Raw genomic sequence first — 25,048 nt, 5'->3', positions numbered from 1 at the left:
TTACACTTTTTTACACTTAATTCACGATTTGTGCCCCGTTTGTTTGTCGCCATTCCCTCACATGCACAGAGAATTTATTCATGTCCATCAAATTGATCAGCATTTGGTATTTCATTGAATACTTCATGACCAAATAGCCGATGAGCGACAAATCGCGGTCCTCGCCCCCAGTGTAATCGTAAGAAAACAACGAGTTCATTAATGACGATAACACTTCGGACATTTTCATTAACGGTTCTTTGTCCCCTTTGACCATCCCTCGATATTTAACATGCGTTAAGCTGCCGGCAGAAAATGTTCTGAAATGGTCCATCATCGGAGTGGACTCATTTCCGTAGACATGCAACTTGACCTCATTTTTTCTGCCAAAAGTCTCAAGCGAGGAAATAAGCGGGGTAAAGATTGGTGTTTTAGAAAGGGAAGCAGCCTTTTTAGGATGAAGGGCTTTGTTCTGTTTTAATGTGGTGACCAATTCGTCCAAATTAATCACTCGTTCGGAAAAAAGGTGAGCGAACATAGTCCGCTCATTTAAAAGTTTTTGACGAAACGTTTTAAATAAAACCTTCAATTTTTGCTTGTCGGGGTTTTTGGAAAGCTGTAGAAATTCTTGTACCTCTTCTGGACATTTTTTCACCAGCATATCGGCGAAAAGGACCGTGTTTTCTTCGTTTACGGCAACATTCAGTTTATGTAGCACTGGTGTTTTAATAGCGTCGTTTAGCAAACGGCCCAATTTGGCGGAAGCAACAAATTGTTGATCATTGATAGAGGTAATCGGAATACAGCCCATCTCGAGCATTTGAATGATTAATTGCTTGAGGAGCTTTCTTCCTTTTCGATTATGAAAATGGTTTTTCCCTTTAAGCTCATGAAATGAATTTGCAAGCGAATTCCGAAGAACCCCAACTAAAGAATGCGGAACAATCCATCCGCAAACTACATGCAGGCCATCGCTCCCCTGATTTAATCTGGGCAGCTTATGTTCATTTACATATACATTGCATTTTCCCATAACCATCCACAACCTTTCCTATTTTTTTCAAAAAAATAACTTAAGGTTGCTTCCACGAAATATGGCATTACACTGTTTATTGTATCCAAACACAATTTGGCCCTATAAGTGAAAAAAGTTGGCAATTTATAGGTGTATTTATTCCTATTTTCTGTGTTGCCAGCAAATTACGAAATAAACCACCAGTCTTTTTAAACGTTTTTTATATTCTAATAGAATACAAACGTTTTCATGAAAAAAATGTAGAAATATGATATAAAATAACGATGGACTATTTTTAAAAGCCTGTTATAATGCAATATAGAGTTACATTACACATTATAAAGGTGGGCACTATGGGGAACACTTGTAGGTATGTTGTCAATGCTCTTGGTAAGGGTGGGGAAACATATTATACACAATGCAAAGACAAGCACGAATTAAAAAAATGGATTAGCGATAATCAGGAAAAATTGATTATGAATGAGTTAATTATTACGGATAAAAATCAAAATCCATTGTTGAAATTATTAGGATTAAAAAAGCTTTTTTAAATTTAATATTAAAAATGAAGACGCCAGTTAATAGATTGGCGTCTTTTTTAGATTCATAGTTTTTCTAGTAAGGTCTACCTACTTCTTTCATCCCAGCGTTGACAAATTTCCGCTTTTGGATGTAGATGAGCCGTAGGGATAAGGCGATGCCTGCGGCGAGCAGGCCGATTGTAAGGCCAATCCAGTAGCCTCTTGCCCCGAGCCCGGTGAAGTGAGCTAATAAATACCCGGCTGGCAAGCAAATCAGCCAGTAGGCGATTAGCGTCATAATAAAGGCCAGGTTGACGTCTTTGTAACCCCTTAATGCCGCCTGGGCTGTCGCCTGTATCGCATCGGATATTTGGAAGAACATGGCGAAAATCAAGAATTGTGCGGTCAAACTAATGACTGCCGTCTCATTTGAATAAAGTCCGGCTACATCGTAACGGAAGGCAACCACCAACAGTCCGGTCACAGTGGCAATGACGATGGCCAAGACGATGCCAAGCCAGCTGTAAACATGCGCATCTTTATAGCGGCGGGCTCCAACCTCATAACCGACCAAAACGGTCTGTGCCATCGAAATACTGATCGGAACCATGTATAGGAACGAGACGATGTTTAGTGCAGATTGATACGCGGCAACTGTTGTCACGTTAAACTTGCTAATCAAAATCGTCACACAGGCAAACATGCTGGTCTCAAAGAAACTAGAAAGTCCCATCGGCACGCCAATTTTGAGGATCTCCTTGCACTTCTGCCAGGATATTTGCGTCATATTTGCGAATACAGGAAAGGTTGAGAACGGCACCTGTGTTTTGACAATAACAATCGTCAAAGCCAAAACGATCCAATATGTGATGGAGGTTGCATAACCTGCCCCGGCTCCGCCAAGCTCCGGAAAGCCCCACTTTCCAAAGATAAACACATAGTTCAGCAGAAAATTCACCGGCAGCGTGGAAATCATGATTACCATCACCACTCGAGTTTTCCCCAGTGCATAGATAAATGACCTCAAAACGTTAAACAAAAATAGTGGCAAAATTCCATAACCAAGTCCGACCAGATATCGGAAGGCCGTTTCCTGGACCTGCGCAGGCAAGGCCATTTTATCCAGTATCGGATTTAACAGAAAAACGCCCATAACAAGGATGATAAATGTAATAATGACCGAAAGAAAAACACCATGCTTGACGACAGATGAGACCTCATGGCTTTTCTTTTCGCCAAAGTATTGGGCGGCAATCGGCGAAACGGCCAGCAAAATCGCACTTAATCCCACGAAAATCGGACTCCAAATCGAGGAACCAATCGCGACACCGGCCAAGGCAGAGGAGTTATATTTTCCCGACATGATGGTGTTGAAAAACACCATCGAAAACATCCCAAGCTGCGTAATAAGAATAGGGATTAACAAAACGAAAATTTGTTTCGTCTTTTCCATAAGTGTAAAAGTTTGATTCATAATGCTAGCTCCTCAAAATAATAACATCCAAAATAGTATTATATCTTACTACGGGTCGTTTTTGGCAAACAAATTAAAAAAGCAGGATTGCTCCCGCTTTTATTCATGAACACCCTGTTCATTTTATTATCTTTTTCAACCTTGGCCACCTGAGCATGTTCCAGGTCTGGGTTGATAACCTTGCCCCGGAAAGGAGCCGCCGTAGCCGTGTTGGTAGCCCATGCCCGGAAAATAGCCGCCGCCGTGACCATGGTGGTAGCCATGGCCTGGATAATAGCCTCCGTGTCCATAGTGGTGGCCATAACCAGGATAAAAACCGCCGTGACCATATTCATGCCCTGGATAATAGCCGCCCATTCCCATACCTGGCATGCCCATTCCCATGCCTGGCATGCCCATTCCCATGCCTGGTGAGCCCATTCCCATGCCTGGTGAGCCCATTCCCATGCCTGGCATGCCCATTCCCATGCCTGGCATGCCCATTCCCATGCCTGGCATGCCCATCATTGGAGCGCCGCCTAATCCTAAACTTCCTTGTTGATCCATCTCTCTTTTCCTCCTCCTCAAACTTGGTACAAAATAGTGTATGTGACCCTGGCAAATGGGGCATGGGTGGAAGCCTATGCACATGAATCTTAACCTATTTCCCTTATATTTATGGAACGCAACGAACCGCCTGGAAGATTAGCTTTTCAAAAGCAAAAAATGGGACTGGCTTCAGTCCCATTTTATTTTTTTACAATTTTGGATGGATTATTGATTTTGTATAACACCGGTTCATCGACAATGAATTCTTCCGCTGCGTCCTTCCCCTTTGCCAGTTTCTTCGCCGCTACTTTCCCATCAAACTCAAGCTGGTTGCCGGGAGCGAGATCGAATTTTTTCAAGGTTTTGCTGTGGCTGCACCAGGAAAGGCCCAATTCAAGTGGCTCGTCCTGAACAATTTGGACATTCTCCAGAACTACGACTTCGTCATTTTCTTCATTAAATGGATTATATGTTAAGGCAAATTGTTTAACTGTGGCGGTAAAATGGACTTTATCCGCCGGAAGCACCAGCTTTGGCGCCTTCTCTTTCTTTGGTTTTGTCTCCTTTGGTTTCACTGCCTTTGGTGTAGCCGGATCAGCTTTCGCGGCTTCCTGTTCCACTTTCATCGGAGATTGCGTTTTAGCGGGTGCGGTATCCACCGATTCCCCTTCCAGCGTTTCTGCCCCACCGCTGCTTTTTTCTTCAAGCGGCACGAGGCTTTCCTTGCCAAAACTGGCTGACTGCATTTCTTTTAAATACGCAGGATGGATTAAGCTCAACTTGCCGTCATCAAATTCAATGACCAACGTGTTGTATTCGCCTGTGATACCATAGCTTTCATAGCCTTTGATCGATACAACCGTTTGAAAGCCACGGTCTTTGTACAAAAATTCCTTTTTTGCGATGGGAAGACCCCACTCCTTCAATTTCTCCTTAAAATGGGCCTCATCCAAAAAGGTTGCGTAGTCGCTCTTTGGCGGTATGTATTGTGTCTGTTTTTGAAGCTGCGATTGTTGGGCTGCCAATTTTTTCACGTCCTTCCACTTTCTTTGTGGTTTCATTATAGCATGTCCGGATAGAATGCCGGAAATCGAAAGAATTTGTCGTTGTTTTTCATTTTTAAAAAAATATTTAGTGCAACGAAGAAATTTGGCTGTATAATAGCTTTGTATATTAATAGAAAATGGTGAGCCCATGCGTACTTACAATGAAAAAATCAGCATCTATCATGGAATGGTATCAACCGTAGCAGCGAATTTAGCCAGCAACTATTATCCGATTTTCGCCATATCCATCCTCGGAGCAACCAATTATCAGGTCGGCTTAATCAGTTCCCTGCCGCCTTTGGTTGCTTTGATTATGACTATACCGGCAGCGATTATTTTAAACCGGCTGGACGAGCAAAAGAAAACGGTGGCAATGAATGTATTATGGAGCAGGCTTATGTTTTTTCTGCTGGCCGGAGTGGTTTACCTGCAACCTTCGGTTCAAGCGTGGACCTTTCTCATTATTGTTGCGCTAATGAATGTGCCCGGAACCATTTCCAACGTCGGCTGGCAAACGCTGATTAGCGGGATGATTGCCGATGAACGAAGGGGAGCTTTTTTTAGCGACCGAAACCGGCTGTTAACGATTGTTGGGATGATCACCATGCTCATCATCGGGATTGTCATGAAAAATCAGTCCAACAGTGCCGTTGCCTATCAAATCTTGTTTGGCCTGGCTTTTGCTTTTGGCCTGCTTGAGGTAGTTTTCTTAATGAAGCATAAAGAAACAGTGCAACACAAAGCCGCTAAGGGGCAAAGGAATGCCACTATGGATTGGTCGATTTTTAAAGACCAGGGCTATAAATGGTTCCTCATCGCAGCTTTAACCTTTAATTTTACCTGGCAGATGGCATGGGGGCTTTTCAATATTTACAATGTCAAATATGCCCATGCGACGATTCTTTGGATTAGCATCTTTTCCGTGGCTAACCAATTGGTTCAGATCTTTTCGTTTCCACTTTGGAAAAAGTGGGCCGATCAAAAGTCTAATACGTTGATGCTAGTTTGGGTTGCACTCGGAATGGCGACCGCTCCATTCCTTAACGCCTTATCTACGAATCTATATTATTTGACCTTCGTCAGCATGACATCGGGCTTCTTCGTGTCTGGGACGATGTTGCTGTTGTTTAATTTGTTGCTGGAACAATCACCGAAGGAAAAAAGAACGTACTGCATCACAACCTACAATGTTCTCCTATCCTTCGTCGCCTTTGTCGCTCCGCAGATCGGCATCGGGTTGCTCGAATTGACCGGCATGATTCCAGCTCTTAATATCAGCACTGTGTTGAGATTCATGAGTGCCCTCGTGTTCCTGCTCATGTACGTTAAATTCATGAAGAACAACAAACCGGCATTTGCAAAAAGCTAGGGCTTCACTTGCCCTGGCTTTTTCTTTTGAAACAATATAAATAAATATTTGCTATTTCACATATTTTTAAGAAAGCAGGAGAATTGGGGGGAGAGTTATGATAAGAATAAATAATCAAACGGTCAAACCCGAGGCACTATTCAAGGAGATAAAAAATACCGAACAAAGAAACATCGTTAAACAAATGGCCGCCTACAGTGAAGTGTATGCATACTTAACGGTTGAGCATTTAAAGTTTGAACTGGAATTTAGAACCAATACAATGCGTGCAGCAAGAGAGCTTAATAAAAGTGGTCTCCATTTTACAACGTTTGCCTATGCATTTTGCAATAAGCAATACTGGGATCGATTAAGTAATGGCGGTTTCCTGTTAAAGCCGAATGTCAGTCCATCTGCTGCCATTTTGGATATTCTGAAAAACGGTAAGCTATATGCCACTGATTGTACAACAGGTATTGCCATTGTCTTCTATATTGCTGCACTCTACTCTATCGGAAGCAGTAGATTTGACCTGCTGTTTAACAGGCTCTACTTGTTAAGCTGGCAATTTGACGAAGACCTGCCCGTCATTCATAGGTATGGGGACGACTTCCTGCCCGGAGATGTCCTGCATTTCAACAATCCTGACTTCAGCCCAAAGGAACCGTGGTGGCGTGCCGAAAACGTAGTCTATTTTGGCGGCGACCAATACTATGGTCATGGAGTCGGCATCCAAAACGCCAAGACCATCATCGACTTCCTAAACAAAAAACGAAGAGAAAACGCGAACATATCAGCCTACCTCATGACCATGATCTCCAGACCCTATTATTTATCATTTTTAAGGTGATGGAGTGAGAAATGGTGTCAGGCACCGTTCGAGGACATTTGTTCGCCTGGGGTGGACAGTTACCAATGAATCCCTATATATGTAATGTGAACGGTGCCTGAGGCCATGATAAATTAATGAATAGCGCTTGCTATAATATTGATATCTTATTGCTAGCAATATACTACTCTCGAAGCAGCTTCATATATTCATATTCATGGGTATGACTTTCTTTCGCATGAATACAGTTAGGATGACAAACCCTAGAAGTGCTCCGGCAATTGAGCTAAAGATAAAAAGTGGAATAAACCCAAATAGAGTTGCTTCTTGCCCAAGGATAAGTGTTGCAATCGGATATGAGAGCAAGGACCCAAGAATACCGGTACCGATTACTTCTCCCAAAAAAGCAAATTGAACTTTTCGAAACTTTACAAATAACATCGCTGCCAGAAATGCACCGACCATACTTCCCGGAAAGGCAAAAATAGAACCTGTGCCCATCAGGTTGCGCAGCATGGAGACACAAAACGCTTGGGCCACCGCGTAATAAGGACCCAAAAGGACTGCGGATAACACATTCAGAAAATGCTGCATTGGAAACACCTTGGTAAAACCGATTGGAATTACGACTAGATTACTGGACAGGGTGCCAATTGCGATTATCATCGCCGTCAATGTCATTTTATGCGTTTTTTTCACTGACTTCTACCTCCTTCACGCTCTTATATAACGCTCTTGCAGCCTCCAACGGCGATTTGGCATGGCTGATGGCGGTGATGACAGAAACCCCGTCAGCACCTGCTGCCACTACCAATGCAGCGTTTTCCGGCGTGATTCCACCAATCCCCACAATCGGGACGGTAAATCCCGCTTCCCGCAATTCCCGAATCAACTTCGTTCCCTGAACAGCCTTTGCATCCAATTTAGTATTGGTTGGAAACACGGGCCCAATTCCAAAATAATCGGCTCCGCCCTTAATGGCTGCAAGCGCCTCTTCTTTTGAATGAACGGAAACACCAAGGATTCTTCCTCCTATTCTTTCCCTTACATTTTCAACAGAATCATCCTCTTGGCCAATATGAACGCCGTCCGCATCTACCGCAAGTGCAAGGTCAATATCATCATTGACGATGAACGGGATTCCATGTTCCCGGCACAGTTTTTGCAACGCCTTGGCCAACTGAATTTTTCCCTCACCTTCCAATGCACCTGCACCCTTTTCCCTAAATTGAAACAGTGTAATCCCTCCCTCAATCGCTTCAGATAACACTTCACGCGGGTCCTTAAGACAATTGGTGCTTCCCATAATAAAATATACCTTCAATGCATCCCGCAGCCGATTCATGATTCCACCAACTCGATTTTTCTTTTTTGATACGCCCAATGGTTGGTGGGGCCATGACCATGTCCGATCACAATCCCATCTTCAATTGCTGCCTGAATAAATTCCTTTGCAAGCTTAATAGCTTCATTGACAGAAGATCCATTAGCCAGTTCTGCCGTGACCGCCGCTGAAAAAGTACAGCCGGTCCCGTGGGTATTTTTTGTATGTATCCGCTTGCTGGTAATACTATAAAACTCGTTGCCATCAAACAATAAATCAATCGAGTCTGACTGATTTTCCTCATGACCGCCTTTAATCACAATATTTTTAACACCAAATTCATAAAGACGTTTCGCGGCTTCACGTTTATCCTCTGCAGTTAAAATCGTCATTTCCGTAAGCACCTCTGCCTCAGGAATATTCGGTGTAACGATTTTAGCGAGGGGCAGCAGGTACTTTTTCATCGTTATAATTGCTTCCTGCTGCAGAAGGGACGCACCCCCTTTTGCAATCATCACCGGGTCCACGACTACGTTTGGCCATTGGAACTTTTTGAGATTTTCAGCAACAATCTCAATAATCTCTGCATTAAACAGCATCCCGGTTTTTACTGCATCTGTGCCGATATCCTCCCCAATTGCTTTCATTTGGTTATCCACTGCCTCCGCCGTCATTGGGTAAACCCCATGGACCCCTAATGTATTTTGGGCGGTTACGGCAGTCAATGCCGACATCCCGTACACTTCGAGCTCTTGAAAAGTCTTGAGATCGGCTTGGATTCCTGCTCCACCGCCGCTGTCCGAACCAGCAATTGTTAGCGCTTTTTTCATTTTACATTTCAGCTCCAGTCAATTTTTTAAATGAGGCTTTGAGATTAATATCTTCCTGGGAGATTTGTGATAGTTGATTCACAAATTCGATCTGAAAGCTGCCGGGTCCGCATTCAGCTGTGATTTCCGCAGCCTTTTCCGCCGCTATCCCGTAAAATGTCAGCGCCGCGACAGCCGATGCAAGTAAATCTTTTTCGACTCCCGCAAATGCCCCAATAACCGATGTAAGCAGGCAGCCTGCACCAGTCACCTTCGTTAACAGCGGGTGTCCGTTGCCAACAAGATAGATCGTTTCGCCGTCAGTAATCACATCTTCCTTACCCGTAATCACTACAATGCAATTTAGTTTCTTTGCGGCTGTTTCCGCGAGTTCGAAAATATTCCCCTGCGCTTCGCCTGCATCAACACCTTTTATCTCCCACTTTTCACCCACCACATTGGCAATCTCAGCGGCATTGCCTCTAATAATTTCAACCTTGACCTTGTTCATGATTTTCTTGGCCGTTTCAGTCCGAAACCGGGTAGCACCTGCCCCGACCGGGTCAAAGATCACCGGGACAGCTTTTTCATTGGCCGCCTTTCCGGCAAGCAGCATCGACTCCACCGTTTGGGTGTTTAGTGTTCCAATATTCAAGACTAATGAACTGGCAAGCTGTGCCATTTCCGCCACTTCTTCTGCCGCATAGGCCATGACTGGTGAAGCTCCCAGTGCCAAAAGGCCGTTTGCGGTAAAATTGGTCACAACCACATTGGTGATGTTGTGGACAAGCGGATTTTCCTCCCTCACCTTTTGCAAGATCTCATAAACTCTGTTTTTTTCCAATTTGCTCTCCCCTTTTTTGAAAAAATAAAAAAACCAGATCCATAATTGGACCTGGCTTAGTAAGAGTGAGAAACCGTCATGATAGATACTCTACTTTCCTACGCTGGTATTACCCAGATCAGGTCCGAAGGGTTAAAAACGTTGCCGTTTTCTCTCAGCCCGCTAACAGGGCACCCCTAGTAGTTTTACAAACTATGAATTTAAGTACAGATTAATCTTTTAACCTTCAAATGTAAAGGGAATTGCCCATAATAAGGGTGAATCACCTTAAAATAGGAAAAAGTCCCCAATGTTTTATTGAACTTTTTTCATATCCAACAATAATTGTGTTAATATCTCCGTAAAGTGCTGAAGATGTTCCTGCACCCTGCCCGGGAACTCCCTTTCAAGGAATTCTAGGTTGTCATTTTTCGTATGCCAAACCCCGCCGTGTTTGACGGTTTGTGTATATCCATCTAAGTCGCCAAGCTCCCAGTTTGTTGCTTCAAGATAGCCGATAGGAATGCCAGCTCTCTGGAATGGGGCATGATCGCTCCAATCTCCGGTTGTTCCCTTCGGATATTCTGGGTTGATTCCTGGATTGGTTTCCAGCGGGATATCTTTCTTTTTGGCAATATCGAGGGCTAGGTCACGAATCCAGCCATCTTCACCAGGGCTGCCATATACATAGATTTTGTCACCGGCAAGCAAGCTATCGAGGTTGATCATAACAATGGTTCTATCCTTTTCTTCTTGGGACATTTGCGAAACATAATAATTTGAACCTCGTAATCCTGCCTCTTCAGCACCAAAAAACACAAACTTGATATCATAATGAAGATTTCTTTTTTGAATAGCTTTTGCAGTTTCTAGTATAACCCCTACACTCGAGGCGTTGTCATCCGCCCCTTTGCCAAGGCTTACGGAATCATAATGGGCCCCAATAATAACTTGCGGGTTGTCTTTATATTTATTGGAACGGCTCTCCTTGATTCCAACAATATTGGCTGAACTAATTGTCCTGCCTGCTCTGGTGTATGTAAAATCTTGTTTGCTAGGTTGATAGCCAAGCTTTTCTAGTTCATTAAAAATATAATCTCCAGCCTTTCCTTCGTTTACAGATCCGGCAACCCTTGATCCAATGTTTTCGGTTAAATGATAAACATGCTGGTAGGCCTCTGTCCCGACAACCGGTTTTTGTGCCTCCACCTTTGCTGCCGAAGTTGAAAAGATACCCGAAATCAATAATGCACTTGTCAACACAACATTACGAACCAATTTTACGCGCATATTCTTCCTCCCCCGTTATAATAGACATAGCCATGTTTATGCTAATTCTAAGGACGATATACCCATAAACTCCCCCGTGTTTGAGTTAAAAAAATCCAAAGTGAATTACCGCCCTATGATCCTACGCTCCAAATCATTTTTAGCAAGCCTTGACAGCAGCTGCTCGTCTTCGTATAGGGCGTTCTCTTCGCAATAACCGAAAAGATCCCTTAACTCCTGCCATTTCAATAACGAGATCTTCTTCAGGTTCCGTAATTGCCCGCCCCGGTGTGGGAGTTCTTCCGCCACCGACTCTCCGGTATTTCCATACTTTTCAATTATTCCGATTCCTTTTGGGGAGTGTTTTTCATCCAGGATTAACAGTGAAAAATAGAAATCCTTATCGCCGGAATAATCGGTTCCTAGGTCAATATTCCGGAGAATTTGGTTTCTCGTTTTATCATGGGTGGTCCCCATGCTGACATCACTCTTATATTTCACTTCGATGATCCAAACAAAATGGTCATTTTCCAGCATGACATCGATTTCGGAATCCCCCTCGCGCAATCCCCATCCCACAGGCGGACTTAGCCTTTTCCACAGTGATATTTTCATATTTTCAACAAGATCACAACGTTGTTCCTGGAACGTCTGCTGAAACAATAATGGGAGCCAAATCTCCGGATCAATTTTTTGCAGTGTCCGAAAAGCGTTCCAGGTCATCGAATCCTCACTATTAATGCTCCGAATGGCCTCAAGCTTAGAACCCCTCATTTTACTAAAGACACGATTATACTTGTCTATGATGATATTATCCTTATAACTCTCGTAGACAAAAACTCCGGACTTAGATAAGGTTCCTTTTGAATTCATTATTCCGAATGCCCCCTTCCAAATTTGATTTTCCTCTATAAGGTATAAATTCTTTAAAGATTCAAAATTCCCTTCAATTAAATAAAAATGGCGTAAAACCACATTGTTTTACACCATTTTCACATTGCTACTAGTTATTTGCTTTCGCCATTTCAATTAGTTCCTTCAGTTCATTCGTAAAGCCCTTCACTACACGACCTTCGAAAACCGTAACCGGGACTCCGAGAAAACCGTACTTCTCCACTTCCCGTTGATATTCAAGATTTTCTAATATGTTCCGTGTCTCAAAGGAGACCCCTTCTTCAGCAAGAACTTTCTTGACCATTGTACATTCGATACAGTCGTTGGTGGTATAAACAATTATATGTTTGCTCATTGCGCCTCTCCCAGTATTATTTGTTTTTTTCATTATATCAAACTGGTGATATAATGACCTGCTCGAGCCTTCTCAAACATCGCCCACCTTCGACAAACCCTCTCGAGAAATGTCTATTCCTGCGCTTTCCCGAGCAATAATCCGTGTAAATAGTCCATAACAGCCTGTTTGGTATCTTCCCGCCCAAGGGCAATGTCGATTGTTGCTTTGATATATCCGATTTTGTCGCCGATATCATAGCGGGTTCCCTTAAAATCACAGGCGATTATTTCCTGAGTTTTGTTTAATTCATTGATGGCGTCAGTTAACTGCAGTTCATTCCCTGTTCCCATCGGAAGTCCTTCCAGTATTTCAAAAATTTCCGGGGCCAACACATAACGGCCCATAATCGCCAGATTGGAGGGTGCTTCGTCAATCGTGGGCTTTTCCACGAGGGATTCTACATAATAAAGATGATCCTCACCCGCTGTCCCTTTCGGCTTTACAATTCCATATTTGTTAACATCCATATCCGGTACACTTTGAACAGCGATCACCGAGTTTTTCTTTTTTTCATAAACGTCAATGAGCTGTTTCAAAGATGGAGTTTCAGAAACGACAATATCATCCCCAAGTAAAACCGCAAATGGCTCATTTCCTATAAAACTTTTCGCGCAAAGAATAGCATGTCCCAAACCTAACGGCTCCTTTTGGCGTACATAATACATCGTTGCCATATTGGATATTTTCTGGACCTCCGCCAATTCCGCCAACTTATTCTTTTTCAATAGTGTATCTTCCAGCTCGTAGGATTTATCAAAATGATCCTCAATCGCCCTTTTTCCCCTGCCAGAAATCATGATGATTTCTTCAATCCCCGATGAAACTGCTTCTTCAACAATATATTGTATGGTTGGTTTGTCAACGATTGGAAGCATTTCTTTCGGCTGTGCTTTTGTAGCAGGCAGAAACCGAGTACCAAGGCCGGCGGCTGGAATAATGGCCTTTCGGACTTTCATCAAATTTTCTCCTTTCCTTTTTTATGAAGTGGCCGATATCTTCTCTTTATATATCTATCTATTAAGTTTGGAAGCACCTTTTGACGTCGGGTTACTAACGCCGTTACCATCGCCTTTTTCTCTTCCTTCGTTACATTCCAATCGTCTGGGATTAACCCCACAATCTCCTCGATTAGTAGAATAGGAATGGTTTGGACGATTTCCAACTGCTCGTAAAATTGCTTTTCGTCCTTAATAAAGCTCGCCATTAATTGATGGGTAGCACTTTTTATTAATCTTGCAGGAAGTTTTTCAATCTCATTCTGATGCCAATTGTAGGAGCCAAAAACCTCCGCATGGTCAATTGCCCAAAGCTGGTAAACATTCGGCGCTTTTTCATGCAAAAGAATATTTTTGCGCGTTCGATCGCGATTCTGGAGCCAGTAATCAAAAACAATAATACCCGCTAAACACTGCTGGTTTTTGATTTGTGGAATAATCGAAACTTGATGACCATTTTTACAATCCGGAATATATAATGAAGCAAATTGAAATTTCGATTCACTCATCTCGGCAAGCTCGGGCACCTGTTCACAGAAATCGCGCGGGATTTCTATTATTCTCGCAAAAGGAATTGGAATACCAAGATACCGCCCCAAGCAATAGCCGACCCATTCATTTGGCAATGATTTTTCAAATCCCGGTTGCATAAATTTCACCACATAGTCCTTGCCATCATCAAACGTGATTAAATGAGCATTAGACTTACCATCAAGTTTCCGTTGATAGCTAATAGGCATTATCATGATTTCCGACCTCGCTATTTCCAGCAATAATCTTTTTTAATAATTGAACATATTGGTCAGCAACGACTTCAATAGCAAATGTTTTTTCTACATGGTTAATAGCAGCCAGGGACATTTGACGATGAAGTCCCTCGTTATCTAGAACATCATAAATTTTTGCAACCGCATCATCGACATTCTGGCCGCGATACAAAAGCCCGGTCTTTCCATTTACCACCAATTCGTTTATCGGCATGATATTGGATGCTACCACAGGAACACCACAAATCATCGATTCAATAAACGTATTGCCAAAGGATTCAGACTTGGTCGTTGCCAAGGTACATCCGCCGGACTGCCGAATTTTTGCGTAGACATGAGGCATTTGCTGGTACGGTATAACCGGGAACCATTTAATCACATCGGTAAGCTGCTCCTGCTCCCTGGCTGCCGAAAATTCCTCACGCTGGACACTCTGTGCGCCGCCAATCAGCCAAATCTCAACGTCATCCCGCTCTTCTTTAATTTTTTTGGCCACTTCAATCAGCATCGGCCAGTTTTTTCGTTTGTCGGTCCGGCCGATCCAGCCAATGACTTTCTTTCCCTTGGGCAATTCCGGCAAACTAATGTAATCAATTTCCGATTCTTCCAACGCCCTGAAAAAAGCTGTATCGACACCATTGTAGATGACCTGGATGTGAATATCCTCGGTCAGAATCGAGACGAGTCGCTTTTGATAATGGGAGGGAACGACTATTAATTGTGGTTTGATCCCACGAAATGATTGTAAATGGGGCATTAACTTGATTAGTTCAGGGGTGCGGGCTTCAATCAATACAGGACCTTTAAATTGGGCTTTGCGGATCCATTTGTAAGCGGCGCCTGTATCACAAACTATAATGGCGCCATAGTTATTTCGTTTAATGATTTTAATAATCTCCTGCCCATCTTTGGTAAGGTAAACTTTTGCCACATCCTGCATGATATGGAGTCCGCCATGGTCCGTAGTGTATAGGAATTCCGTTTCAATCCCGTGTTTTTTAAAATAAATGGAGCGGTTGCGCCAACCGGCATTTACCCCGCCAACTGTGAGTAAACGCCAGATGACAAGTATTTTCATCGTTTGTTTCACCTCTCTTTTGCTGACTTCTCCTCCCAAAATATTGATTAATGCTTACGGTGTCCATCATATTTATGATGGCCTTTTCCTTTTCCCTTTTCATGATGACGGTCCCGGCCATGTCGGTCACGTTCACGATGACCTTCATACCTTCTGGAATAGCCCTTCTTTTTACTGCGCTCTTTGTCCTTGTCTTTTTCTTTATCACGCTTCTCTTCGGCCGAAAAATCCTGCGCTAAGTTGTAATCCTCCCATTTTCCAAATCCAAGGTCGATTTTTTCCCCTTGTCCGCGTTTCTCCAAAAACTTATCGATTTTTGCCATGACTTCCTCAGGATCGTTACCGCGAGCCAGCATTGTCTTTACCCATTCCTCTTTAAAAACCTTGTGCATGAGACCAGCTAGCAAATTAACGTAGTTTTGATCGTCAGCTGTGGTTAGGAGGTTGTTGATTTTCAATTTTTTATTTTTGTCAGAGGTTTCAATCAGTACAGAATAAATTCTCCGTGACAGCTCTTCCATTCGGATGTAGTGCAGCCATTCCTCATAAAGCTGCGGTGCCATTGCTCGAACATGTGACATAAACACTGCTTTGTTATCCTCACCCAGTGATATCAGGAGCTTGCGCGGATAAGGATAAACCCGGTCACGCCAGACGGTTCTAGCAACATCAATGACCTTTAAACTTCCATCAGGCTGTAAGTAAATCTGTCGTTTATGATGATCTATTCGCTCGAAGCCAATTTCTTTAAAGATTATCAGCATCTCAATTAATTTTCGTGAAAGTTCAGGAGTTAATGGCTGAGATTGTAGGTATTCACGCAAGTCGACCCCTTTGATAATCTCCATAGCAATATATAGCGTCCCTTTCGCGTAAACTTTGGGAAACAAATTGGTGTGCTGGCCAAGTGACAAGGCGTAATATTCGCGCTTACAGTCTTCTTCATTTCCGAAAACCTTTACACAAATGCCATCCGAATAACGGAAAACGGCACCTTGCCGACCCTTGCCCATCATTTCAAGCCCTGAATCATTAACGACATCCACATCAGCGTTGATTTTATTTTCAACTCTGATTTTTGTAACCAGTTCATCCAGTACAGATGTTAATCTTTCTGAGAGTACGTTTGAAGATGGTCTGTTTCTGAGATATTCCTGCATATCCACCCCTTTCACGATTTCAATTGCAATATAATGCCTTCCTTTAGCATAAACCTTTGGCACCAAATTGGTATCCTCTCCGGGTTTGAGGGCATTAAAGACATGGTTGCAGTCATCCTCATTTGCAAAGACCATCACACCAATACCGTCTTGATAGTGGAAAATGGCTCCTAGGGGTCCTTTTCCAAGCATGTATAATTGGGAATAGTTGATCACATTTACATCGCCCCTTGGCATTTTATCAACCTGAATGCCCCCAATCATCATTTCCAAATGTCCAATATTCATTTTGTTCCTCCCTTCTTGGAGTTCATTTGACAAAAATGAAGAACACTACCATCGTGATCCAAGACTGTTCTCCATTGTTATCAATATTAAAATTTGTTCTGCCTCCTTCTATAGTAAATTCATATATGGACAAATTGGTTAAGGCTTGTATCATGCATCTAAAGGACTATTTTGTGAAAGCGTAATTTCCGAATACAGTTGGGGAAAAGAAAAAACCTTGAAAAAATCAAGGTTTTTTCTCGAGGCTTCAAAAAGATTCTTAGTTTACAAAATTAAGTAGGCAATCGGCGCTGCAAGCAGAATAGTGAGGACAACCCTTTCAAACCAAATGACAACAAGTTGGCCGACAGTCAGTGGAATTTCGGTTGACAGGATGCATGGCACGACCGCTGAGAAGAAAATAATTGATGAAACTGAAACAACCCCGATAACAAACTTCGTCACAAGTGCTGCTTCTGTTACTAACAGGGCAGGCAGGAACATTTCCGCAATTCCGACAGCACTTGCCTTTGCCGCCAGCATCGGTTCCGGCAATTGGACAAGGGCTGTGAACGGATAGAAAATATAGCCCAACCAGTCAAACACCGGAGTAAACTCAGCTAAAATAAGTCCCAAGAGCCCTACTGACATGATAGAAGGCAGAATCCCCATTGTCATGATAAAGCCGTCTTTTAAGTTGTCCCAAATGTTTTTACCGAAGCTTGGTGATTGGCTTGCAGTAATCATCGCTTCTTTCCACGCCGTTTTTACACGGTCCTTTTTAATAAGGACCTCTTGTTCGCCTTCCATATCCTGATAATAGGAATCACTCATTTTTGATAATGGCCAGATTCGGACTGTGATAGCGGTTACTATAAATGTCACAATAAACGTTACCCAGAAATAAGCATTCCACATATTCATCAAGTCCAACGTTTTCGCGACAACAATCATAAACGTGGCTGACACTGTAGAGAATCCGGTCGCAATAATCGCTGCTTCTTTAATCGAATATTTTCCTTCTTTAAATACGCGGTTGGTGATGAGCAGCCCAATCGAATAACTTCCCACAAACGAAGCAACCGCATCGACTGCAGACCTTCCGGGTGTCTTCCAGACTGGTCTCATAACCGGTTGCATGAATATTCCGACAAATTCAAGCAGGCCATAGCCTACTAATAAGGCTAGAAACACAGAACCAATTGGCACCAGTAATCCAACCGAGATGACTAGTTTATTATATAAAAATGGAGCCATGTCCGGGTCAAAGAACCATTTCGGTCCAACATTAAATACAAACATCGCCCCAGCGGCAAAACCTATTACTTTCAGAATTGAAAACACGAGCGTAACTTTATCCTTATTCCATGTATTCTTATAGAAAGGATAAACTGCCCCAAGCAAAATAACGAGTAACGCATAATAAGGCAGCACTCCAGGAACCGCGGTTTGAATAAAAGAAACAAAATGATCCAGCATGATTGAAGACTTTTCATTAATAGTAACAGGTACAAAGAAAACAAAAATGCCAATTGCACTAAACACAAAGAACTTCATCACATTCAACATATTACCATTCGGTACCTCAGTTTGTACCACTTTTCCAGTTTCTAATGAATGATTTGCCATACTCCATCCCCCTTAATAATCCTTCATAACATTTGTTCGATTAACCCACCCTTTATTCCCTATACGGTTGATTAATCCATTAACTGAGTATTTGTCCACCCCTGGTGGACAAATACTCAAAAATGTCTTTTTGTGGTGCCTGACACCAATACACCTAACGCAACATTACCCCAGTTAGATAGGTTAGAAATACGTGGGTGCCGAGTTTTACGGTTGGCTGGACGGCGCTGTCTTTGAGCGGGTCGAGGCAGACGATGTCCATGGCGTTGACTTTTGGGTGCTTACCTGCTGCGAGGACACCTTGCAGCAGTTCGGCAGTTGCCATGCCCCCCGGCGTTGAGGCAGGTACCCCTGGGGCATAGGCGATGTCCAAGACATCCATGTCGACTGTTAAGTAAATGGTATCCACTTTCGCTGCCAATTCCTCCAAACATGCCTCAACCGTTGCTTCGATCCCTTTTTTGCGAGCCTTGCCCAAGGTTATATAGTTAACACCCTGTTCGTCGGCATACTGCTTTAAATCTTTCGTGTTAAAGAACCCGTGAAGGCCGATATTGTACATATCCGAGCCTCGCACCACACCGCTTTCAATTAGATTCCGCATCGGCGTACCATTGGATGGACCGTTATCACTCATGTCCCGTAAGTCAAAATGCGTATCAAACTGAATAATTCCGATCCGCTCCTGTGGTCTTGCCTGTTTCAGCCCTTTGACCATCATTGCTGTTATAGAATGGTCGCCGCCAATGGCACAAATCTTTGAACCTCTAAAATGCCGATGAAGTTCCGCCGAAGCCGCAATAATATTGTCATGGCAGCGGCGGATATCGGTTACGTGCATCGGAACATCACCGGCATCAACCGCCGTCATTTCTGCGAGATCGACATCCTCGTCCAGATTGTAGGTGGTAAATCCTTTCCAGGAACGCCGGAATGAATCCGGAAATTCCGAAGCACCCGATGCACTAATCGAAGAACGGGAAAGCGGAACACCCACTACAACGAAGTCCGCCTCCTTGCTTTTTTCAGGATCGGAAGCTGCCGATAGCGGCTCAATCCATTCATGAACTTTGGCAGCGGAAGACCTGCCTGCTTCGGGTCGTACCCATGTAAAACTTGGCGGATTCAGTTTAGGATAAAGAAAGCTCTTCAACCAATTGACCTCCCTTAACAACCACCCGTCCATTTTTCACCACGGTATCTGTGTGATTCATTCCGTAAGAATATTGAAGCTTCATATAATTCCCGACATTAAAGATGGTAACATCACCCTTCTTCCCTACCTCGAGTGAGCCAACCACCTTGCCGCGGTTAATCGCATGAGCAGCATTGATTGTTGCTGCCGTAATGACCTCTGCAGGTGTCATGCCCATTTTTAAACAGCCAAGGCTCATAATAAACGGCATCGAGACAGTTGGGGAAGACCCGGGGTTACAGTCAGTCGATAAGGCAACCGGCACTCCGAGGTCAATCATTTTCCGGCCGTTTGCCGACTCTGCCATTAAAAAATAAGCTGTTCCCGGCAGCAACACTGCGACTACGCCCTTTTCGGCCATTGCCATGATGCCTTTTTCGGAAGCTTTTAAAAGATGGTCCGCCGAGATGGCACCGACCTCTGCCGCAAGCTCCGCTCCTTCATAGGGTTCAATTTCATCGGCATGGATTTTCGGGATGAGGCCATAACGCTTCCCAGCTTCCAAAATTACCCTCGATTGTTCTGGTGTAAACACGCCATGCTCACAAAATACATCATTGAATTCTGCGAGACCAAGCTCCGCCACCTTAGGAATCATTTCTTCCACCAGTACCCGGACAAACTCATCCGGATTCTCCTTATACTCCCTTGGAACCGCATGTGCCCCCATAAAGGTGGAAACAACATCGACCACGTGTTTCTCCTGGAGTTGCTTCGCCACCTCCAACTGCTTAAGCTCCGTTTCCCATTCCATTCCATATCCGCTTTTTGCCTCAACCGTTGTGACGCCATGCTTCAAGAATTGGTTCAGGCGCTCATAGCTTTCCTGAAAAAGCTGTTGGTGTGACGCCGCTTTTGTCGCCCGTGTCGTTGCATGAATCCCGCCGCCCGCATTCATGATTTCCATGTACGTTTTTCCCTGAAGGCGCATATTAAATTCATTTTCCCTGCTGCCGGCATGAACTAGGTGTGTATGCGGGTCAACCAGACCAGGTGTGACAAGTTTGCCGCTAGCATCCACTACTTCCGCCTCACCAAGGCGGGCGCTATATTTCTCCATCAACTCTTCATCTTTTGCAACAGCTTGAATAACTCCGTCTTCAATCCAAACACTGCCATTCTCAATGATGCCAAGTTCGGACATTTGTTCCTTTACACGTGGCGCATCAGAACTACCCTGTAACGTGACAAGCTGAGCTGCATTCCTAATAAAAATTGGTTTTGTCAAGATCCGTCATTCCTCCCCTCTTAATCCTGCTTCAGCATAGGCATCTTAATGCCTTTTTCTTTTGCGGTTTTAATCGCGAGATCGTAGCCGGCATCGGCATGACGGACAACCCCCATTCCAGGATCGGTCGTTAATACCCGCTGCAAACGGACCTCTGCTTCTTTCGTACCATCAGCAACAATGACCATACCAGAATGCTGGGAATAACCCATGCCAACCCCGCCGCCATGATGCAGCGATACCCAGCTGGCACCGCCTACAGCATTAATTAATGCATTTAAAATTGGCCAATCTGATACTGCATCACTTCCATCCTTCATGCCTTCCGTTTCACGGTTTGGCGAAGCAACGGAACCAGCATCCAAATGGTCGCGGCCGATAACGATAGGTGCCGAAACTTCCCCGGAAGCTACCATGTCATTAATCAGCTTCCCAAAGCGCGCTCGATCCCCATAGCCAAGCCAGCAAATCCGGGCAGGCAGACCTTGGAAGGCGATTTTCTCCTGAGCCATTCTAACCCATTTGCAAAGACGCTCGTCATCTTTAAATTCACGCAGCAATGCTTCGTCAATTTTTCGAATATCTTCCGGATCGCCGGAAAGCGCTGCCCAGCGGTACGGCCCTTTTCCTTCGCAGAATAATGGACGAATGTAAGCCGGAACAAAACCAGGGAAATCAAACGCATTTTCCACACCCTCGTCTTTGGCGACTTGACGAATGTTGTTGCCATAATCAAAAGTAACGGCGCCTTTTTGCTGCATCGTCAGCATTGCTTTTACATGGAGCGCCATGCTTTGCTTGGACAGCTTCACATATTGTTTAGGGTCCTCTTGGCGTAACTTCGCTGCTTTTTCCAGTGTATAGCCTACTGGAATATAACCGTTCAGCGGGTCATGTGCTGAAGTTTGGTCTGTCAGCACCTCGGGATAAAAGCCTTTTTCAATCATTAATGGCAAAATTTCCGCCGCATTTCCTAATAAGCCAATGGATAAAGCCTTTCCGGCTGCTTTAGCCTCATGTGCCATCTTTAATGCTTCATCCAAATCATAAGCTTTCACATCGAGATAACGGGTTTCAATTCGCCGGTCGATGCGCGTTTCATCTACTTCAACGGCAATACAAACACCATCATTCATCGTAACGGCCAATGGCTGTGCGCCGCCCATGCCGCCAAGACCTGCTGTCAACGTAATCGTATGCTTCAAAGAACCGCCGAATTCCTGACGGGCGAGCTCAGCAAACGTTTCATACGTACCTTGGACAATTCCCTGACTGCCGATATATATCCAGCTACCCGCTGTCATTTGCCCGTACATAATCAGACCTTTTTTATCAAGCTCGTGGAAATGCTCCCAATTGGCCCAAGCCGGAACCAGGTTTGAGTTGGCCAGCAATACCCGCGGTGCATCTCTATGGGACTTCCAAACAACTACCGGTTTCCCGGATTGAATTAATAATGTTTCATCTTCTTCTAATTCCAAAAGTGTTTTCACAATCGCGTCAAAGGATTCCCAGTTCCGTGCCGCCTTTCCGATTCCGCCGTAAACGACTAAATCCTCCGGTCTTTCGGCAACCTCCTGGTCCAAATTATTAAGCAGCATCCGCAATGCCGCTTCCTGAATCCAGCCCTTTGCATGCAACTCCGTACCCTTATAATTTTTGACAACTCTTTTGTTGGTTGTATGCGCTTCCATAATCTCCACTCCCTATAGTAATTCATACTATTATTATAGAGATGGAATCTTCTGATAAATATAACCTGTTCATTGGATAAAGGAAAATATTTTTTGATTGTAACAGGATTAATTTTAGGTATTTTGTCCAAAAACAATAAATTTTTTAGAAAACCACACTTATTTTTAGATAGAAAAAGGACCAGTGTTTCAAACTGATCCATGTCTATTTGTATTCATCCGATATTCCCTGGGTGACATCCCGGTGGATTCCTTAAACATCCTGCTAAAATAATTGGCATTTTGATAGCCTGTCAGCATCGAAATTTCTTTAATTGGCTTCGTGGTTTCAACTAACAGTCTTCTCGCTTCCTTTAATCTGATCTTTGCTAAGACATCCGTGAAGCTTGACCCTGTTTTCGTCATAATTAGGTGGCTGAAATAGGACGGATTGCGGTCGACAAACTTGGCTACGTCCTCTAGCTTTAACCCGCTGTTGGAAAAATTGGCCTCCATAAACGCGATCCCCCGTTCAATCGGGTCTTGTTTAAAATTTTGAATGTTTTCTTTTGTTCCAACAAAAATTTTTTGGATGAACAAAATAAGATTTTGTACGGTCCTATACAGGACGGCATCATACAGAATCGAGTTAAATATATATCGATATTCCTTTTCATATCGTGACTCTTCATCGAGATGATTGGTCTTCATGAACCTTCTGATTTGTGCAAGGATACTAGTCAAGCGGATTCGAACGAGTCCAGGGTCCGGATAGGGTTCCTGAAGGTTTAGAAATTCTTCATATAACCAGTTTTTGATTTTTTCTAAATCAAAATTTGCTAGCATGTCCACCCAGTCCCTCTGTTCAGGAGGTGCCAAAAACGGATCGATATGGACCCATTCCGGGTAGGAGGAAAATTCGACCACTTGTCGATATCCTTTATAATAGGTAAAATCCAGCATCTTCCTCGTTTGCAGGTATTTCTCATTTAAAGGGAGCTGGGATGCTTGATTCCAATGCGCTACAATTGCGAGAGGTTCCGAGAATTCCTCCTCCCATTTGCGCATCGCTTTCTGGCACTGTTCTGTCATATTTTTGCAGGAATCCTTAAACAAAACGACAACAGACTCACTCAATCCAAAGATTCCTTGATCGTCTTTAAACGGATATTCCGATAAAAATGAATATAGCGTGCTGATCCCTTCCCTACTTTCAGTCTGGAACGCGGCAATATGGTAATGATCCTCCCCGGTAGGCTCTGGCAAAAATAAACGTTCATAGGAAACATCTTTATAGGAATTGGATGGGAAAGCGCCATTCGAATTTTTCCTGGCCAATTTACGGAAAGCACTTTGAAATACCGACTTAATTTTCGTTGAAGAGAATGGTTTGATCATTAGATCCAACCCCTGCAGCTCGATGGTCTGCCGCGCTTTTTCAAAGGTAGCCTCGGCGCTTGTTAAAACTAAAATTGGATTATAGATTTGCATCAAATTTCGGAAACTTGACCAATCCTCTTTGGCAATCATATCAAGTTCGATAAACAAAATATCCGGAACTTCTCTCTCGAATAAAACGATAAATTCCTGAAAATCGGCTGCCAAGATAATGCTGGTAACCGGAATCGACGACGTTTTTAACAACCACTTAAGCCCTTCTCGTTCGTTTAAGTCGCGATCTGCAATCAGCCATTTCCCTTCCACCTGGCTACCCCCTTTTTACATACAAAAAAAATACACAAAAGTGGTTCCATTGGAACTTTTTATGTATTTTTAATAGATAATTCTATTCTACTATTTTTGTTCAGCAAAGAAAATCGCCCGTTCATCCTCTTGGGTGGTACAAGTAATGAGCGTAACAATTGGCGATTCGGAAATGAATTGGTTTAAAGGTGAAAGGTCCGTGTCTTTTACGATTTTTTTATCATAAATAATATACTCTTTTGATACTCCTGTTAAATCCTGAAGCCGAATGGAGTCCGAAACTTTCAAATGCTTCAATTTTCCAAACAATGTTCCATCTCTCATATTATGACCAGCAAGGACAAGGTTTCCTTTTGAATGGATTGGCGGACCGGTCACTTTACTTATAGATATAGATAGATTTTCCTCTGTGACACCTTCCAAAATAATATACGAAAGATGGAGAGCATCAATTTCAATCCTGCCAATGATTTCAGCATTATTCTTAGGGAGCAAAGGTGCCTTTTTGAGTTCCACTGCTTCCTGGGACGCTTTGTTTGTTTTTTTATAGATGGTTTCCTGAAATATTTCCTCTGCCGCTTGTCTTGCTTTATTGTGGGACCAGTCAGTGTAGAATAAATACCCTCTAATTATCATTAATCCAATAAGAAGAAATAGGATTATTTTTTTTATCAGAGTCAACTGGTCACCTACTTGTCTGCTCGACATCTTCTTTATCTATAAGCCTTGTTTTTTGCCGTTTCTGCGTAAAGTTAATAATAGTAAGCATGCAAGAAGACCGGCAATTCCGAAATCGATAATATTTTTAACCGGAAGGCCTTCGCCGGTTTTTGGCAGTTTCTTCAGCGCGGTGGTTTCCACTTTTGTATTAGGATTTTTACCTGCGTTTTCCTTATAACCGGTTTCAGTTGACACATTGGTTTCCGTGGATGGGGTCTCAGGGTTTACTGGTAGATTCTCTGGACTTACTGGTGGTGTCTTTGGTTGTCCTGGTTGGGTCTCAGTATCTCCCGGCGGAGTCCCTGGGTCCACTGGCGGGGTCCCTGGTTCTACTGGCGGGGTCCCTGGTTCTACCGGCGGAGTCCCTGGTTCTACC

General features: G+C 43.5%; 24 protein-coding genes, 1 pseudogene and 1 riboswitch. Of the genes and pseudogenes, 3 read left to right on the top strand and 22 right to left on the bottom strand.

Annotated features, from left to right (window positions below; genetic code table 11):
• Window positions 1-16: 16 nt before the first annotated feature.
• Entirely contained in the window at window positions 17-1,018 is a 1,002-nt protein-coding gene (locus AR334_RS09495; RefSeq protein WP_066308717.1) for a hypothetical protein, read from the bottom strand.
• 329 nt (window positions 1,019-1,347) lie between these two features.
• On the opposite strand from AR334_RS09495, the gene AR334_RS09490 reads away from it, so the two are divergent.
• Window positions 1,348-1,545 carry a hypothetical protein gene (locus AR334_RS09490; protein ID WP_066308714.1) on the top strand — a complete coding sequence of 66 codons (198 nt, stop codon included), beginning with the start codon at window positions 1,348-1,350 and terminating at the stop codon, window positions 1,543-1,545.
• 64 nt (window positions 1,546-1,609) lie between these two features.
• Here AR334_RS09490 and AR334_RS09485 read toward each other — a convergent pair whose 3' ends face one another.
• The 3 genes from AR334_RS09485 to AR334_RS09475 form a co-directional block, all read right to left on the bottom strand.
• Window positions 1,610-2,989: an MATE family efflux transporter gene (locus AR334_RS09485; RefSeq protein ID WP_066308710.1), complete on the bottom strand. Its 1,380-nt coding sequence runs from the start codon at window positions 2,987-2,989 to the stop codon at window positions 1,610-1,612.
• A 135-nt stretch (window positions 2,990-3,124) separates the two neighbouring features.
• Window positions 3,125-3,535: a hypothetical protein gene (locus tag AR334_RS30140; RefSeq protein WP_216638019.1), complete on the bottom strand. Its 411-nt coding sequence runs from the start codon at window positions 3,533-3,535 to the stop codon at window positions 3,125-3,127.
• A gap of 182 nt (window positions 3,536-3,717) precedes the next feature.
• Window positions 3,718-4,551, bottom strand: a complete 834-nt coding sequence (locus AR334_RS09475) for a hypothetical protein (protein WP_156431244.1) — start codon at window positions 4,549-4,551, stop codon at window positions 3,718-3,720.
• 160 nt (window positions 4,552-4,711) lie between these two features.
• On the opposite strand from AR334_RS09475, the gene AR334_RS09470 reads away from it, so the two are divergent.
• Window positions 4,712-5,932, top strand: coding sequence for an MFS transporter (locus tag AR334_RS09470; RefSeq protein WP_066308707.1), 1,221 nt, complete (start codon window positions 4,712-4,714; stop codon window positions 5,930-5,932).
• Window positions 5,933-6,029: 97 nt separating this feature from the next.
• Window positions 6,030-6,761, top strand: coding sequence for a protein-glutamine gamma-glutamyltransferase (locus AR334_RS09465; protein WP_066308704.1), 732 nt, complete (start codon window positions 6,030-6,032; stop codon window positions 6,759-6,761).
• Between the two features lie 180 nt (window positions 6,762-6,941).
• On the opposite strand, the gene thiW is transcribed toward AR334_RS09465, so the two are convergent.
• The 18 genes and pseudogenes from thiW to AR334_RS30130 all read right to left on the bottom strand — a co-directional run.
• Entirely contained in the window at window positions 6,942-7,439 is a 498-nt protein-coding gene (thiW, locus tag AR334_RS09460; RefSeq protein WP_172799192.1) for an energy coupling factor transporter S component ThiW, read from the bottom strand.
• Window positions 7,423-8,085: a thiamine phosphate synthase gene (thiE, locus tag AR334_RS09455; RefSeq protein ID WP_066308701.1), complete on the bottom strand. Its 663-nt coding sequence runs from the start codon at window positions 8,083-8,085 to the stop codon at window positions 7,423-7,425. The genes thiW and thiE overlap by 17 nt, the downstream gene beginning before the upstream one ends.
• The gene (thiD, locus tag AR334_RS09450) at window positions 8,082-8,894 is read right to left on the bottom strand and encodes a bifunctional hydroxymethylpyrimidine kinase/phosphomethylpyrimidine kinase (RefSeq protein ID WP_066308698.1); all 813 of its coding nucleotides are present in this window, start codon (window positions 8,892-8,894) and stop codon (window positions 8,082-8,084) included. Before thiD ends, thiE begins: the two co-directional genes overlap by 4 nt.
• A 1-nt stretch (window position 8,895) precedes the next feature.
• Complete coding sequence (gene thiM, locus AR334_RS09445; protein ID WP_066308691.1) at window positions 8,896-9,717, bottom strand: hydroxyethylthiazole kinase; 822 nt, start codon at window positions 9,715-9,717, stop codon at window positions 8,896-8,898.
• Between the two features lie 78 nt (window positions 9,718-9,795).
• A riboswitch (TPP riboswitch) is annotated at window positions 9,796-9,905 on the bottom strand.
• Window positions 9,906-10,011: 106 nt separating this feature from the next.
• Window positions 10,012-10,986: a M20/M25/M40 family metallo-hydrolase gene (locus AR334_RS09440; protein ID WP_066308689.1), complete on the bottom strand. Its 975-nt coding sequence runs from the start codon at window positions 10,984-10,986 to the stop codon at window positions 10,012-10,014.
• 105 nt (window positions 10,987-11,091) lie between these two features.
• Window positions 11,092-11,838, bottom strand: coding sequence for a hypothetical protein (locus tag AR334_RS09435; RefSeq protein WP_156431229.1), 747 nt, complete (start codon window positions 11,836-11,838; stop codon window positions 11,092-11,094).
• Between the two features lie 130 nt (window positions 11,839-11,968).
• Window positions 11,969-12,214, bottom strand: a complete 246-nt coding sequence (locus tag AR334_RS09430) for a glutaredoxin family protein (protein WP_066308685.1) — start codon at window positions 12,212-12,214, stop codon at window positions 11,969-11,971.
• Between the two features lie 113 nt (window positions 12,215-12,327).
• Window positions 12,328-13,212, bottom strand: a complete 885-nt coding sequence (galU, locus tag AR334_RS09425; RefSeq protein WP_066308679.1) for a UTP--glucose-1-phosphate uridylyltransferase GalU — start codon at window positions 13,210-13,212, stop codon at window positions 12,328-12,330.
• A complete protein-coding gene (locus tag AR334_RS09420) occupies window positions 13,212-13,997 on the bottom strand; it encodes a HipA family kinase (RefSeq protein ID WP_066308673.1) in 786 nt (261 codons plus the stop codon). Before AR334_RS09420 ends, galU begins: the two co-directional genes overlap by 1 nt.
• Entirely contained in the window at window positions 13,981-15,096 is a 1,116-nt protein-coding gene (locus tag AR334_RS09415) for a glycosyltransferase family 4 protein (RefSeq protein WP_066308672.1), read from the bottom strand. Before AR334_RS09415 ends, AR334_RS09420 begins: the two co-directional genes overlap by 17 nt.
• A 47-nt stretch (window positions 15,097-15,143) precedes the next feature.
• A complete protein-coding gene (locus tag AR334_RS30135) occupies window positions 15,144-16,544 on the bottom strand; it encodes a hypothetical protein (RefSeq protein WP_216638018.1) in 1,401 nt (466 codons plus the stop codon).
• A 264-nt stretch (window positions 16,545-16,808) separates the two neighbouring features.
• Window positions 16,809-18,092, bottom strand: a complete 1,284-nt coding sequence (locus AR334_RS09405) for a YjiH family protein (protein ID WP_066309376.1) — start codon at window positions 18,090-18,092, stop codon at window positions 16,809-16,811.
• A gap of 214 nt (window positions 18,093-18,306) precedes the next feature.
• A complete protein-coding gene (locus tag AR334_RS09400; RefSeq protein ID WP_253701239.1) occupies window positions 18,307-19,305 on the bottom strand; it encodes an agmatinase family protein in 999 nt (332 codons plus the stop codon).
• Window positions 19,283-20,575, bottom strand: a complete 1,293-nt coding sequence (gene hutI, locus AR334_RS09395) for an imidazolonepropionase (RefSeq protein WP_066308669.1) — start codon at window positions 20,573-20,575, stop codon at window positions 19,283-19,285. The genes AR334_RS09400 and hutI overlap by 23 nt, the downstream gene beginning before the upstream one ends.
• 20 nt (window positions 20,576-20,595) lie before the next feature.
• Window positions 20,596-22,269, bottom strand: coding sequence for a urocanate hydratase (gene hutU / locus AR334_RS09390; protein ID WP_066308666.1), 1,674 nt, complete (start codon window positions 22,267-22,269; stop codon window positions 20,596-20,598).
• A 189-nt stretch (window positions 22,270-22,458) separates the two neighbouring features.
• On the bottom strand, window positions 22,459-23,952 hold the full coding sequence (locus AR334_RS09385; RefSeq protein WP_066308663.1) for a helix-turn-helix domain-containing protein: 1,494 nt from the start codon (window positions 23,950-23,952) through the stop codon (window positions 22,459-22,461).
• A 90-nt stretch (window positions 23,953-24,042) separates the two neighbouring features.
• Window positions 24,043-24,633 (bottom strand): sortase, encoded by a 591-nt coding sequence (locus tag AR334_RS09380; RefSeq protein WP_066308659.1) that lies wholly within the window; start codon window positions 24,631-24,633, stop codon window positions 24,043-24,045.
• A gap of 36 nt (window positions 24,634-24,669) precedes the next feature.
• Window positions 24,670-25,048: pseudogene (locus AR334_RS30130) on the bottom strand (hypothetical protein); the annotation flags it as partial.

Origin of the sequence: Bacillus sp. FJAT-29814, from assembly GCF_001510715.1 — a bacterium.
In the GTDB taxonomy this organism is placed as follows: domain Bacteria; phylum Bacillota; class Bacilli; order Bacillales; family Cytobacillaceae; genus Neobacillus.
Note: the sequence above shows the minus strand (reverse complement) of the source record. Positions and strands in the feature narration are given on the sequence as shown.

Bases quoted from the DNA above. Each gene is read 5' to 3' on its own strand.
- AR334_RS09420 (WP_066308673.1), bottom strand. From the start codon at position 13,997: ATGATAATGCCTATTAGCTATCAACGGAAACTTGATGGTAAGTCTAAT.
- AR334_RS09440 (WP_066308689.1), bottom strand. From the start codon at position 10,986: ATGCGCGTAAAATTGGTTCGTAATGTTGTGTTGACAAGTGCATTATTG.
- AR334_RS09490 (WP_066308714.1), top strand. From the start codon at position 1,348: ATGGGGAACACTTGTAGGTATGTTGTCAATGCTCTTGGTAAGGGTGGG.
- AR334_RS09465 (WP_066308704.1), top strand. From the start codon at position 6,030: ATGATAAGAATAAATAATCAAACGGTCAAACCCGAGGCACTATTCAAG.
- AR334_RS09470 (WP_066308707.1), top strand. From the start codon at position 4,712: ATGCGTACTTACAATGAAAAAATCAGCATCTATCATGGAATGGTATCA.
- AR334_RS09435 (WP_156431229.1), bottom strand. From the start codon at position 11,838: ATGAATTCAAAAGGAACCTTATCTAAGTCCGGAGTTTTTGTCTACGAG.
- AR334_RS09405 (WP_066309376.1), bottom strand. From the start codon at position 18,092: ATGTTGAATGTGATGAAGTTCTTTGTGTTTAGTGCAATTGGCATTTTT.
- AR334_RS09430 (WP_066308685.1), bottom strand. From the start codon at position 12,214: ATGAGCAAACATATAATTGTTTATACCACCAACGACTGTATCGAATGT.
- AR334_RS30135 (WP_216638018.1), bottom strand. From the start codon at position 16,544: ATGAATATTGGACATTTGGAAATGATGATTGGGGGCATTCAGGTTGAT.
- AR334_RS30140 (WP_216638019.1), bottom strand. From the start codon at position 3,535: ATGGATCAACAAGGAAGTTTAGGATTAGGCGGCGCTCCAATGATGGGC.
- thiD (WP_066308698.1), bottom strand. From the start codon at position 8,894: ATGAAAAAAGCGCTAACAATTGCTGGTTCGGACAGCGGCGGTGGAGCA.
- hutU (WP_066308666.1), bottom strand. From the start codon at position 22,269: ATGGAAGCGCATACAACCAACAAAAGAGTTGTCAAAAATTATAAGGGT.
- AR334_RS09485 (WP_066308710.1), bottom strand. From the start codon at position 2,989: ATGAATCAAACTTTTACACTTATGGAAAAGACGAAACAAATTTTCGTT.
- thiE (WP_066308701.1), bottom strand. From the start codon at position 8,085: ATGAATCGGCTGCGGGATGCATTGAAGGTATATTTTATTATGGGAAGC.
- AR334_RS09415 (WP_066308672.1), bottom strand. From the start codon at position 15,096: ATGAAAATACTTGTCATCTGGCGTTTACTCACAGTTGGCGGGGTAAAT.
- galU (WP_066308679.1), bottom strand. From the start codon at position 13,212: ATGAAAGTCCGAAAGGCCATTATTCCAGCCGCCGGCCTTGGTACTCGG.
- AR334_RS09495 (WP_066308717.1), bottom strand. From the start codon at position 1,018: ATGGTTATGGGAAAATGCAATGTATATGTAAATGAACATAAGCTGCCC.